The organism is Chryseobacterium luteum (genome assembly GCF_000737785.1).
In the GTDB taxonomy this organism is placed as follows: domain Bacteria; phylum Bacteroidota; class Bacteroidia; order Flavobacteriales; family Weeksellaceae; genus Chryseobacterium; species Chryseobacterium luteum.
Genome location: NZ_JPRO01000011.1, coordinates 1 through 13165, shown reverse-complemented (window position 1 = coordinate 13165; position 13165 = coordinate 1). Strand labels below are relative to the sequence as shown.

The following is a 13165-nucleotide window of genomic DNA, read 5'->3' as shown; positions in this document are numbered from 1 at the left end:
CTCTCTCCAAATGTTATATCCAGTAAAAATAATAAATTAATCACCAAGGTGTTTCGCCTGTTTCAGGGTTATATTCTTCACTAATAAACTTTCCGGTAGGTCCTTCTGCACCGATCATCGCATACTTTGCAATACGGATCCCTCCCTCCTCAGCGGTTCCTGTACCTCTGTGACCGTTAAAATCAGTCGCCACAAATCCCGGACAAACCGCATTGACCTTGAAAGGCGTATCACGAAGTTCATACGCAAGATTGATGGTGTACATATTCATCGCAGCTTTTGATGCAGTATAGACAGCAGCTTTATGGCTGTAATACTTCCAGCTTGGATCGCAGTGCAGTGTCAGTGAGCATCCGCTTGAAGAAACGTTAACGATTCTTGGCTCATCTGATTTTTTAAGCATATCGATAAAAGCCTGCGTCACCCTTAAAACACCATTTAAATTGGTATCCATTACTTTCTGAAAAGCTTCAGCTGAGGCTTCCAAAGCTGCTTGTGGAAAACCGCCGTTGATCCCTGCATTATTGATCAGAACATCCAATACTTCGATTTTACTTTCAATCTGCAATCTCGCCTTTTCTACAGATGCAATATCGGTTACATCCAGCTGAATAGCTTCTACATTCGCAAATCCTGCTTCATTTAGCTGTTTAACAGCCAAAAGACCGTTTTCCATAATTCGGCTTCCGATGAAGACAAAGTAGCCGTTCTTCAAAAGCTGTATGGCGGTTTCAAATCCTATTCCTTTATTAGCTCCTGTTATGAGTGCTTTTTTCATTTTATGAATTATTTTGGTTGTGATATACTTCAGCGAATTCTTTGGCAAAATCGTTAAGCTTTGTTTCGCCAAGTTCAGGTTTATTTAAATAAAAATCTTCGTACAAACTACCATCTTGTTGTGCTTTCTGCATTGTAACCATCCCATTGGCAATCCATTTATTGATCCCTGCTGAAAGCATTTGGTCCAACAATTCTTCTGACGGAATCACTTTCCACTGCAGAGCATCAATACCAATCGCTTTACCCAAAGCACCCGCTATTTCATTAGGGGAAACTTCGTCACTTGCAATATATTGTACAGTTCTTCCACTGAAAGGTCGTCCCATTTCGTCAGCAATCGTTAAGGCAATATCATAGGGAGACACCCACGGTTCTTTCTGGTCACCGCCGTAGCTTTGAATAATCTCATACTGAGACCTGATCATCGGCAGCCATCGGTACACATTGCTGAAGAAACCGACGGGGCGCAAAAACTTGATTGCTATGTTATCAGGAAGTGTTCGCAGGATATTTTCAACATGGTGATGAACCAGCAGACTTCCGGTTCCCTGATCCGAATGTGCACCGATACTGCTCAGATGAATAATTTTGGTAACGCCTGACTTTTGAACAGCCTGTACATAGTTATGGGCTGCTTTTTTAAATTCTTCTAAAAAGTCGATATCCTTATCAAAGAGACTTCCAATTCCTTCCCAAGCTTCCATCAGGTATACAGCATCCGCACCTTTGAATGTTTCTGTTAAAAATGCTGTATCCTGAATAGTTCCGATTGCAGGCGTTGCTCCCAATGCATTTATTTCAGATATTCTTTCAGGCTTGCTGCTGATCACAGTGACCTGATGTTCTTTTGCAACCAATAATCTTGTGAGTGGTTTTCCGATGTTCCCTAAAGAACCTGTTATTACTATTTTCATTGTACTTATTTTATGAGTACAAAATTGCATTATGCTTTACTAACAGAAATAACAGAATCGGGGGATCTATTAACCAAAACGTGTCCATTGAATATTTGAATACGAATATGATAGGGAACAGACCTGTAAATCGGAATGCATTTTAACTCATAAAAAAATGATGAATTGGCTATGGTATATTTACGATAGGAAGTCATCTACCGTATGGCCGATAGCTGCAACAGTAACAGGTTTCATTGTTATGAATAATTCGGATAAGCTCAGTTTCCATACTCTGTCTGTCACTGTCTAACCTTTTGGCTTCAACATTACAACATTTTAGTTGCTGTAGAAATAAAAAAATCCCCAAATAATATGGGGATAAAAAAACTAATAACCATGAAAACCTTTATAAAAGTATTTCCTCCACAAAATTATGGAAACTTAATACATTTGAAGAGGACTGTTAGTGTTAATTGTATTTTAAAAAAGACCTTATTATCCTAATTTTTCTTAAAAAATAATGGAATTATTTTAAAGTTGAACATCAAAGCCTGCTCCTCTGGAAAAAACTAAATCATCTTCAAAAGTTCATCAGCCACCTTCTCAGAAGAAGCAGGATTTTGTCCTGTGACCAACCTTCCGTCAACCACTGCATAGGGAGCCCAATCTTCGACTTTACTATATGATCCGCCATTCTTTTTCAACATATCTTCCACCAGAAAAGGAACAACATCAGTTAATTGCACAGCATCTTCTTCGGTATTGGTAAATCCAGTGACATTTTTACCTTTTACCAAATATTCACCGTCTATTTTTACATCCTTCAACACACCAGGTGCATGGCAGACAAATGCTACAGGCTTACCGTCCGTATAAAAATTAACGATAAGTTGTTGCGAAGCTTCATCTTCAGCCAGATCCCACAAAGGACCATGTCCACCAGGATAAAATACGGCATCGAAATCTTCACTTTTGACTTCCGATAACTTATGGGTGTTATTTAATTTTTCCTTTAAAACCTCATCATTGTCCATTCTGCGTGTAGCATCCGTTTGAGATGAAGGGTCTTCACTTTTCGGATCAATTGGTGGTTGACCACCCTTTGGAGAGGCTAGTGTAATTTCAACTCCCTTATCAGACAATGCATAATAAGGAGCCGCTAATTCTTCAGTCCAGAATCCTGTCTTTAAACCGGTATCTCCTAATTTGTCGTGACTCGTAAGCACGAATAAAACTTTTTTGCTCATTTTTATATCTATTTAATTTATTTCTACAAAGTTGGAATTTATCTTTGTTTTAAACACAGGATCTAAGTCACTTTTTTCATATGATCCGGATCACACCTTTTGAGACGCAGACAAATGAAAATTATCTTATCTGTCACAGAGTTGCTTTATTCTGGAAGACGCTAAGACCTTCTATCTTGTTATTGATGATCTTATATACAATCTCGACTGAAAAACTTGACAGCTCATACAATACAAACTTTAGTCCATCCTTAGAAGTTTCACTGATGACCCTTCCTTCACCTAAAGCCAATTCATATTGAGATTGCGTGGTTAGATTTTTAAAATCGTAATATGAAATAGAAATATAACTATTATTTAATTTTATTTTTTATGATTATACTTCACTTATCAATGGAACGTTAGGTTAATCCGTTTCTTCATGGGTATAGTAGATTTGGCAATCCGGTTTTCCCATTTTTCCTGTAGGTCAACTTTCATAATGAGCAATGAACCATTTGGAAGCGGCAGGCTGTATTTGCTCTGATGATGGTCTTTTTTCTGAAATCAAAGTTTCTTGTTTCGCCTAAACTGACCGATGCAATGATCGGTCTTTTTCCATATCGGCTTTCCTTGTCCCTGTGCCAGGCAACAGAATCATTGTTGTCACGGTAAAGATTAAGCAGGACGCCGTTGAAACGATAACCAAATTCCTTTTCTATTCTTTCTTTTAAAGATGACAACTCCGGGGTCCAGTGATTTGTACCTGATGTATTATTATCAGCTGATTCGTAAGATTTATTATTATCACCATACCAAGCGGTTAATCGTGGAGTTAAGACCGTCTTATCATACATCTTCTGAGTACGCTGTTCCCACAGAGCGGTTTGAAGCAAATGTTCTTTTAATCGGTCCGCCTCTTCCCTGCACTCCGAAATTAATGATTAACTGTTGTTAGGATTAAGATTAAGCCAATTAATATTAGTGCTGAAAAAACGACAATAATGATGCAGAACTGCTGTAGTAAATGTAATATCTTTTTTTACGTACCCAAAAAAAAATTAATATTTAGGGCGTTATTTACAGATCATTATGGCCCATCTCTACGATAAATATTCCCCGGTCATTCAGGATGATACGGGGCTGATGCCGGGATATATATCTATCGCACTGCGGACAATGAAGTATAAAGAATAAGAAATCCATCCCACTCCAACGATAATGAGGAAGATAAATTACTATTGTTAGCCATTACGGAACAAAATAATGGTATAATAGTTGACCTATTAAAGCAACTTAATTTTCACGCTATGTTATTTAATATTACTTTATTAAACCTATTAGAAACCAATGACGATTTAAAAAAATCGTACGCTGATCAGGGTACATTAGGATATAATAAACTTATTGCATTGCCCGTTATCGTGGCATTTATAGCAACATTTGGTGCTTACTTTTTTTATGGCATATCAAAAACAGACCCCACTTATACCAGCTATTTTCAAATCAGTATAGCAATTATCGTCATTTGCGTTGTAGCGGTAGTGATGATACAGGCAAGGGCAAAAAAGAATGTGTTAGGTAATCTGGATGATGCAAAAATATGCCTGGCTAAAAAAATATATGGGAACTCCCAAACTAAAGTTTATTACAGCATATACACAACAGGTAGAATGCGGCATGATGAAGATTTCCTGGAAAGTATTGCTGATAAGATTTTCGAAATCGATGCTGAACCGAATAAACAGTTTCAAAATAAAATAAATAAGATGTTCAAGCCGAATCTGGAGGGAATGAATGCTACACCAATCCTGCTGCCCATTCCATTTACCAATGGAGAGAAGGTGTATAAAAAGGAATTTTCATTTTCCTCACTTGACCAACATATGCAAGAAAACATTCAGGAAAATAATGATAAGTTTATTGTTTTGTCATTTCATAGTGGGAATGCAGTGCTTTTAAAAAGCATACCGAATCATTGATCTATGTAGAGTATCTGTAAATTCCAGTGATATTGACCACCTATTTTCAATTCAAAGTGACCAGGTAATTTCGGATTAAATTGACCACCCTTAACTTTGATAAAAACTCTTGTTTTTCATGTGTCAATTAGTATTCAAATATAATAAATAATTACTCCCTGTTAACTCCTCTCTTCTTTCTCATAGATTCCCCTTGGAGTTCCATAAGTCTGTCCAGAATAGCATCAGCAATGGTCTTTTCACCAATAATATCATACCATCCCTGCACCGGGATCTGCGATGTTACAATGATGGATACGTTGTTGTGACGGTCTTCTATGATCTCCAAAAGGGTTATTCTGTTGGCACTGTCCAATGCCTGAAGCCCAAAATCATCAAGGATGATCACATCCTGTCTTTGTATTTTGGCAAGTTCGCGCAGGTATGATCCGTCTGCTTTTTCCATTTTTAATTTGGCAAACAGCTTGGAAGTATTAAAATAATTGACCTTGAAGCCTTCGATACAGGCCTGGTAGTCCAACGCAGTTCCCAGGTAACTTTTACCCACGCCTGTACTTCCTGTGATCAGGATGTTCTCATTTTTCTCTACGAACTCACATCCTGCAAGACGCATTACCAGATTACGGTCGAGATTGCGGGTGTCATCGAAGTTGACACTCTCAATACTGGATTTGTAATGGAACTTTGCATTTTTAATGCTTCGATCTATGCGCCTGTTGTGTCTTTCATCCCATTCGGCATCGATGAGCATCGATATAAACTGGTCCAGGGTATAATGGTCTGTCTTTCCGCTTTCAATAGCGGTCTTAAAAGCATTGTGCATCGACATACATCTTATCACCGGATTTATTATTCATATGCATCACCGGGTTCACACGCTTGCCCCAAATTTTGTAATGATGCCGGAACTGTGAACTCTGAAAACCATCAGGATGCAGAACAAGATACTGCTCCCACATATGATGTATAGTGATCCCTGCCTTTTTGAGCTCACGTTCCATCTTGGGAAAAAAATCGTACAGGGACTGTAGTTTGGGGCTGATGGACTGGACGGTGTTATTGGAAAATAAAAGTTCCAGCTAGGCATCCGTCTTGGCATTGATCGCATCAAGGCTCAAGCCCAGAATCTCATATAATGAGATGTATTTTTAAACGGTATTTCTGGAAAGTGATAAATAGCTGTTTTATAAATAACTTGCTCTTTCCACTGTTGTAGAATTTTATGACTTTTCTAATTTTACTCATGTCTGTTATTTTATTTGCCATAATCCGCTTTTTTTAACGAATGTATGACGCTAACATCATGAAAAAATCAAGTAGTTTTTATCTCAAATCTAACCCAAATAAAAGGTGGTCATCTTGAACCGAAATCAGTGGTCAATTTACTCCGTAATGAGGTGGTCAATTTGACCGTCTTTTCCATTTTAGTGTTTGTAGTTGTATTTGAATTCTTTCAGCAGCTTACCGTTGACATCCTTGATATTTTCCAATCGGTTAGCAGAATCATATTTGTAAACTTCTCTGACGCCTGAGGAGAAATTAATTCTTCATATGGTAAAAAAGATTAAATAAAAGAATGTTACAATCAAAGCTTAAGAAATCAAAAGAACTTTTTAGAGATAATATGTCAACTATAATTTAATTCTTCATCTGCAAAGGAAGCTGATTTGAAAAGCTTTCTCATTCTTGATGGATCATTTATCATAACAAAATGCAGAATGATCAGAATTCAATTTAAAAAGAGAATGCCACACGTTTTAATGTGTGGCATTTGTCTTTCCATTATTGTAGATAAAAGTCATCTAATCTTATGCGCAGATGATGATAAATATATAAAATTTCACAGATAGTAATAGGTTAAATTGGAATCAGACGACTTGATTTTCACCTCACTATATACAGTCGAAACTGAATAAATGAGCAAAGTTAAACGTTAAAACTGACTGTCATCAGTCCGTTTATTCATAAGTACAGGTAAAAACTGACCAATCAATTCCTAAGTTTCAGTTGTCCTGACGGCCTTACTTTTTAATAATTTTCTCTGTAGCGGTAGTTCCATCTACAAAAAGTACTTTCACTAAAAACGTTCCTGTAGATTCCGCAGATAAATTAATCTCCTTTCCTTTAGAGATAAGTTTTCCCGTCAAATCGTAAACTTCGATAACTTGCACATTCTTGTCAGATTTTATGTAAGCATATCCTGTTGTAGGATTAGGATATAACTGAAACGTCTTATTTTTAAGTTTTATATCCGAAGTGGAAAGATTGTTGTTGGTCACTTTAAAATCATCGAAATAAAGCACATAGTCAACTCCAAAATTAGGATCTATTCCGTTTGATGTGTAGAATGCAAATTTAGTCGTTGCACTGGTATAAGTGCTTAATGAATATGTTTTTGTAGTTCTAACATTGGGGATTCCAATATTAGGAGAAGCAATGCTTTCAAGCTCTTGCCAAGTAATGCCGTTATCCTGAGAAATCATAAATTTGAACATATCATCTGTTGGAGACTGAGATGGAGCGGCTGTAGGATCATTCGAATAAAGTCCATCGCCACAACCAAAATCAAAAGATACGCTGTATCCTCCTGCAGACAGGTCAACTACCGGGCTGATTGCCCAAGTAGAGAGTCCTCCACTGTATATTTCTACCGACACGGAAGGATTATTGGTAGTTTGATTGCTTAGAAATGGTCTTTGTACCAAGAAAACATTATACTGATCATCATACTCGGGACCGTTTCCTACATCGGGATTAAAGGAATACCCTAAATACCAGTTCTGAGGGGGAAATGCCGCAAAATCTTGTGAATAAACCGGTGTTTGCCCAAATACACCAACATAAGCCAGCAGACTTACAGCTAAAGAATAGATTGCTTTCATATTTTACTAAAAATTTTCAAAGAATTTATTTTGCTTTTCAACAATAAACAGTACTTAAAAATTTTAATAAATAGACTGCTTTTGTAGTCTATTTGCAATTGAAATATCGATTTGTAGTAAGCAATCCTTTCAATATTAAAAGCAATGCTCAAATTCGTGGTAAAGTACTATTTATTGCCTTCAAGAATTTCTGTATTTAAAAAACTTGTTTACAGAACCTTTTGAAAAGCTCTTGTCCGTGATTCATTGATTAAAAATTAATCAGTAAAGAAGACGTTTCAATCTTCCTTTTTTAAATTTCAATAATCTTAAAAACCACACTGCAATGATAATAAACGAAAACATCACAAAGATGAAATACACTATCAGTTTTAATGAATATTCATTGAATCCTACAGTTGAAAAAAAATACATAAAATACTAATTTACAGAACCATACAACTCTTTCTCAAGAAAACTATTAGCCTTTTTAATTTTTCTTAATATAAGGGTAAGAAACAATGAAAAAACCGATAAAAACAAGATTGAAACTATACTCCATTTCACCATTTCTCTGTCATGTTGCGCTACTTTTTGATCGGAATTTTTCTGATCTTGTACGAGCAGGTTATTTAAAATCTCAATCTGAACATTATTTCTTTCTGCCATTTTCTGATGATAAAGGGTATCGTAAAATTGACTTTTATCTATATTCCTCAGCTTCAAAAAATTTTGGGATAGCTGAAAATAAATATCAGTTTCCGCGTCAGAGATATTTTTTTCATTTTTCATATCCAAAATGGAAAGCAAAATTTCATTAGAGCGATTAAGATTGTTTTTTAGGGCTAAGATTTTTGCAGTACCTAAGTCATAAGATTGATTAAGTATCTTAAAATACATTCGAGGAATACCTCCTGATGTCTTAAATTCTGAATCGTTTATTTTTGAAAGTAGAAGGTAGTGCTCTGCTTCTTTCAGCTTATTCATTTCTATCAAACAATTTGCTTTATTGAGGTAAGCCAGCTTGATATTCATTTGAGATAACGGATCTTTACCGGGACGAAAAGCTGAGATTGCTTGATCGAAATATATCAGTGCCATATCACAATCCAGCGTATACGCATAGTTCATCCCTTTCAGATAAAGGATATTGCCAGCAATATGCTGTTCGGAATTTGGCAGTTTATTTTTTTTTAGAACATCCTCGGCTTTGTTAAGATAGTATTTGGCTTTATCATTCACTTGAAGAGACTGATAAATATTTCCTAAAGTTCCTAAAAATTTTACCTGATAAACGGTGTAGTTTAATTTTTCAGCCAAATCCAGTCCTTCCGTTCCATAACGTATCGCCTCACTAAATCTTTGTGTCTGATTGCTGACATTGAGTAAGGAGAATAACAGACGAATTCTTACTTTATCTGTCAAATCGTTATCATCATAAATCTTTAGTGCTAACTGATATGCATTTTCAGGATTGGAAATTATAGATTTTTCTACTTTTTTTACATCTACAGAGTCATACTTCTGACAATAGATATTGCCAAAGCACGATAATAAAATGAAAACATATACAAATTTAAAGTTCAAGATCTCGATTATTTTAAAAGTTGAATGTATTGCGCCGGAGAGATTCCTTCAATGCTTTTGAATACAGAAGAAAAAACACTGTGAGATGAAAATCCACTCTCTTCCGCCAAATATTTTATTTTATAAGTTCTATACACCAGTTCATTATTAAGTTTTTGCTTAATGTACTGGATTCTCATCTCGTTAATATACGCAGTGAAATTTTTCTCTTTACATGTATTGATCATATCTGAAACATATTTCGAATTGGAGTCAAGCTTTTTAGCCAATGTCTGAATAGATATATTTGGGTCTAAAAAGAAATTTTTGGATTCTAATTTTTCCAGCCTCTCTAAAAGAATAAGTTTTACATTTTCCGAAATAACTTGAGTTTCTTTTTTTTTAACTGAATTGGTTTTTATCTTATTTGACAGTAATAGATAGCGTTTATTTTTTTGCTTTTCCTGTCGTAATTTGACAACCAATATCAACAATAAGATGAATGATAAAAGAATCATCCCTATCAATATAATAACACCTCTTTTCTTTGCAAAAAGATATTCGTCATTGTGCTTTGCTTCGTTCAGATAGATCCATTGTGAACGTGCCTGAATGATCGCTTTATTATTTTTAGCTATTTGTTCATTTCTTTCATCTGTGATCAGAATATAATTCGAAACATCTTCTCTATCAAAATAATAATCTTGCAAAAAATTATAGTAGATCGTCCGCAGTTGAAAATTAGTTGTATTATTTATCTGTATTTTGGTTTTTGCTAACCATTCATCAGAAACTTTTGCTGGAAAAAACTTCTTTTTAAAAATATCAAATTCTGTATCCGAAGGATAGTACGAAAGGATTTTTAAAACTGGAATACGAAACTCAGGAAATTTGGACATCCAATTCTTTTCATACAAATTGATTAAGAGAAAACTAAAACTATCCCTGAAAGTATGTGCATTTGCACTGTGTACTTTAGAGAGAATATTTAAAATTTTGGGAAGTACCTTCTCTTGAGCTCCTACTAGTATTAATTCATTTGTTGCTAAAATTTCTTCATTAATCTTGATTAGAGAATTCTGCATATAATTTGTGCTGAAATCAAATTTCTTAATCCCTGCTGAATATAAGATATTTCGATATAAAATAACTCCATCTGCATTTTGATGATCTTCAGTTTGAATTATTTCCTGAAATGCATCATTATAATTGTTCTCATAATAATAAGCCTGCACTAAAAGTCGGTTACAGTTATTTAAAATTTCATTATTCTGATTATTCTTTTTTACATAACCAACAAGATCTCGTGCTTCTACAGGATTCAAAATGATCTGTGAATCTATTTTTTGAAATATCTGCTTCGTATCCGACATATCCTGTGCCGAAATTTGCCAAAACATTAATACGAAAAAGAATGCAAGAAATAGTCTCATACTGTTCAATAAATTCTAATTAAGCATCAGAACAACCATATTAATTTAAAAAATTCGAAAAGAATCTAGCCTCTAACTAGCTGCTGAAGCTATATAGTAATCTTTTTATAAAGAAATATTGTGACGAGCCAAAAATAATATAAAAAATGGTATCTAATGATATTATATTTACTGTGCTATCGATTTTGTAAGAGCAATGAAGTTATATAAGGTAATAAATGTAACAATGCACTATATAACTTCTACTAACGGAAAAATAATTTACGAAAAACTTGCTATTACAGCAGAAAAGTCAATAGCATCCAAACTATACCATTAAATTCCATTCTTCTTTTTTCACAATGCATCCTGCTACATTTGATGTCAAATATTAGTAACATCATGGAAGATATTGCAAACACTCAAAATCCCGATCCTTCTTTAATTAATATTCTACTTGTTTTAAATCCGAAAACCAATAAGATTGAAGCAGTAAAAACTATTGATGACAAGCCTGTACTAAAGAATCGTGTAGATGAGTCTATTGAAAATCCAGCCTTAGGACAGCTCAAAGTAAGTAATGAGCTTAGAAAGAAAGGTTTTATTGTATCACCAGGTGGAGTTAGAAGCATCTGGCTGAGACATGATCTCCATACCTTTAAGCTTCGTTTGAAAGCTCTGGTACAGGAAAACATTGTTAAGGTAAAACACCAATGCAGACGTTTTTAGATAGTAAAACAATAGCAAAAGAGAAGCTATTGGAAACACTTGTTGAAGAACAAAAAATCCTTACTTTTGAAAGTAAGGACAATATCGAATAACTGATAAATATTTTTAGAACCAAACTGTCAGATGAAGTTGTGGCCATTACAGAGTAAAGAAGATAACATCCAATCTTTCGACTAAAATGATTGATGCAGGAAATATTAGGACCCAGGAACAGATACGGTGCGTAAAGATTGACCTTTTATCTCCATGACTTCTCCAGATTCATTAAAAGAGATATCAAGCGCTCCTGATAAAAATGAGGCTAATTTTGCAGTACATTTTTGATTAGGTGAAGTAATTTTAAAAGATTGATGCCCCTGGTATACAGTTGTACTTCCATCATTCATCTTCATGATCTGATAGGTGCCTTTTATCAAACTTTTACAATTCTTTTGATTGATGTTAATCTGAAAGTTCTTAGCATCAACTAAGTATAAAACATCAGGTTTAGTTTTGTCTTTATCCAATAAAAAAGGTTCTGCTTCTAAATTTTTTAGGTCGAAATACCATTTTGAACCTTTTAAAGTCCCATTCAACAACTGATCTTCAGGAACTTTATATTCTGCGATTTGTTTGTATAAAGGAGGTTCTTCCGCCACTTTCTTTTTCTTTTGTGCAAAAACTATTTGCGATAATAACAAAAAGACTAACAATATATTTTTCATTTTTCTAAGATTAGTATTTAGCTAAAATACATAATATTCCCATGAAGACAGGCTAGATAAGATAAAATCTCCGCAATTTTCCAACTTTATAATGGATAAAAAAAAGATTATGAGTGGGAAATAAGTATACAGTGGACATCATGTATTCAAAATGATAATAATCTTCACAATGTGCCCCTCGGCAAATGAATACCCTTGGTCCGAACTATTGTATCTGAATTATCAGAATCCGATGATTGATTTGCAATCAGTTCGGTTGCTTCTTCATTGTTTGATGAGATAGACAGTTAGAAGATTCTGGTAGATTAACTTTTTAGATCTTTCTCAAATAGTTCGATGATTTAAACCTGTATTTGGTCTCATTTTATAAGGTAACGACACTTAATTACGAATAAGGATATTGATTATGCGAAGTATTTAATCCTACCTATTATGGTTAATTATGCTGCATCTGGCATAATCCATTTTGAATTCGGCTGATAGCAGGCCTTTCTATTCTCTTCCTAAATGCCATGCTGCCGTCTCTCTTATGCCATCGATATAAGATGTCGGTTTAAAATTGAATGCTTTTTCGAACTTAGCCGAACTGAAATGAAGTGGAAATTCATTTTGGTAATTCATCTCATAAGCCTCCTTCATGAAGGGGTTGAAATAACCGAATATTTTCAATAGCATCTTAGGCAGCACAGTAACCTTATCTGAACTTTGCATATACTGTGCTGACAGTTTAATGAATTGCCTTGCCGTCAGCGGGGCTGCAGACGGGAGGTGCCAGACCTGCCCGAATGATTGCTCGCTGGTAGCCAGGATATATAGTGCTTCAGCAGCATCCGGCGTATAGTTAAAAGACCGTGGCACGTCGGCATTAATGAACCATTGCGCACTGCTTCCTTTCTTCATCCTGTCAAATACCATCAGGCCCGCAAAGCTTTTTTCTATTACCCTCGGTCCATAAAAATCAGTTGCCCTTGCAATAGTTGCCTTTAATGTCCCCGCTGCCATTTCCTGT

At 35.0% G+C, this 13165-nt stretch carries 10 protein-coding genes and 2 pseudogenes; 2 read left to right on the top strand and 10 right to left on the bottom strand.

Annotated features, from left to right (window positions below):
* Nucleotides 1-40: 40 nt before the first annotated feature.
* The 4 genes from IX38_RS12450 to IX38_RS12430 form a co-directional block, all read right to left on the bottom strand.
* Entirely contained in the window at nt 41-778 is a 738-nt protein-coding gene (locus IX38_RS12450; protein ID WP_034705486.1) for an SDR family oxidoreductase, read from the bottom strand.
* Nucleotide 779: 1 nt separating this feature from the next.
* A complete protein-coding gene (locus IX38_RS12445) occupies nt 780-1694 on the bottom strand; it encodes an NAD(P)H-binding protein (RefSeq protein ID WP_034705484.1) in 915 nt (304 codons plus the stop codon).
* A gap of 551 nt (nt 1695-2245) precedes the next feature.
* The gene (locus tag IX38_RS12440) at nt 2246-2923 is read right to left on the bottom strand and encodes a type 1 glutamine amidotransferase domain-containing protein (RefSeq protein ID WP_034705482.1); all 678 of its coding nucleotides are present in this window, start codon (nt 2921-2923) and stop codon (nt 2246-2248) included.
* Nucleotides 2924-3399: 476 nt separating this feature from the next.
* A complete protein-coding gene (locus tag IX38_RS12430) occupies nt 3400-3798 on the bottom strand; it encodes an alpha-ketoglutarate-dependent dioxygenase AlkB family protein (protein WP_262483452.1) in 399 nt (132 codons plus the stop codon).
* Between the two features lie 414 nt (nt 3799-4212).
* Between IX38_RS12430 and IX38_RS12425 the strand changes: the two genes are divergently transcribed.
* A complete protein-coding gene (locus tag IX38_RS12425) occupies nt 4213-4884 on the top strand; it encodes a hypothetical protein (protein WP_034705479.1) in 672 nt (223 codons plus the stop codon).
* Between the two features lie 151 nt (nt 4885-5035).
* Here the strand turns inward: IX38_RS12425 and istB are convergent, their stop codons facing one another.
* The 4 genes from istB to IX38_RS12400 all read right to left on the bottom strand — a co-directional run bounded on the left by istB (nt 5036) and on the right by IX38_RS12400 (nt 10744).
* Nucleotides 5036-5707 (bottom strand): IS21-like element helper ATPase IstB, encoded by a 672-nt coding sequence (gene istB / locus IX38_RS12420; RefSeq protein ID WP_228377950.1) that lies wholly within the window; start codon nt 5705-5707, stop codon nt 5036-5038.
* 1198 nt (nt 5708-6905) lie between these two features.
* Nucleotides 6906-7766 carry a T9SS type A sorting domain-containing protein gene (locus tag IX38_RS12410; RefSeq protein WP_034705472.1) on the bottom strand — a complete coding sequence of 287 codons (861 nt, stop codon included), beginning with the start codon at nt 7764-7766 and terminating at the stop codon, nt 6906-6908.
* A gap of 420 nt (nt 7767-8186) precedes the next feature.
* Nucleotides 8187-9332: a hypothetical protein gene (locus IX38_RS12405; RefSeq protein ID WP_034705470.1), complete on the bottom strand. Its 1146-nt coding sequence runs from the start codon at nt 9330-9332 to the stop codon at nt 8187-8189.
* A gap of 8 nt (nt 9333-9340) precedes the next feature.
* Entirely contained in the window at nt 9341-10744 is a 1404-nt protein-coding gene (locus IX38_RS12400; RefSeq protein ID WP_084680265.1) for a helix-turn-helix domain-containing protein, read from the bottom strand.
* 492 nt (nt 10745-11236) lie between these two features.
* Between IX38_RS12400 and IX38_RS22380 the strand changes: the two are divergent.
* Nucleotides 11237-11404, top strand: a pseudogene (locus IX38_RS22380) (IS481 family transposase); the annotation flags it as partial.
* Nucleotides 11405-11649: 245 nt separating this feature from the next.
* Here IX38_RS22380 and IX38_RS12390 read toward each other — a convergent pair.
* Nucleotides 11650-12156 carry a hypothetical protein gene (locus IX38_RS12390; protein ID WP_034705465.1) on the bottom strand — a complete coding sequence of 169 codons (507 nt, stop codon included), beginning with the start codon at nt 12154-12156 and terminating at the stop codon, nt 11650-11652.
* A 492-nt stretch (nt 12157-12648) separates the two neighbouring features.
* Nucleotides 12649-13165 (bottom strand): annotated as a pseudogene (locus IX38_RS23025) (NAD-dependent epimerase/dehydratase family protein); the annotation flags it as partial.

Coding starts and splice junctions, on each gene's coding strand:
- IX38_RS12450 (WP_034705486.1), bottom strand. CDS start 778: ATGAAAAAAGCACTCATAACAGGAGCTAATAAAGGAATAGGATTTGAA.
- IX38_RS12445 (WP_034705484.1), bottom strand. CDS start 1,694: ATGAAAATAGTAATAACAGGTTCTTTAGGGAACATCGGAAAACCACTC.
- IX38_RS12440 (WP_034705482.1), bottom strand. CDS start 2,923: ATGAGCAAAAAAGTTTTATTCGTGCTTACGAGTCACGACAAATTAGGA.
- IX38_RS12425 (WP_034705479.1), top strand. CDS start 4,213: ATGTTATTTAATATTACTTTATTAAACCTATTAGAAACCAATGACGAT.
- istB (WP_228377950.1), bottom strand. CDS start 5,707: ATGCACAATGCTTTTAAGACCGCTATTGAAAGCGGAAAGACAGACCAT.
- IX38_RS12410 (WP_034705472.1), bottom strand. CDS start 7,766: ATGAAAGCAATCTATTCTTTAGCTGTAAGTCTGCTGGCTTATGTTGGT.
- IX38_RS12400 (WP_084680265.1), bottom strand. CDS start 10,744: ATGAGACTATTTCTTGCATTCTTTTTCGTATTAATGTTTTGGCAAATT.
- IX38_RS12390 (WP_034705465.1), bottom strand. CDS start 12,156: ATGAAAAATATATTGTTAGTCTTTTTGTTATTATCGCAAATAGTTTTT.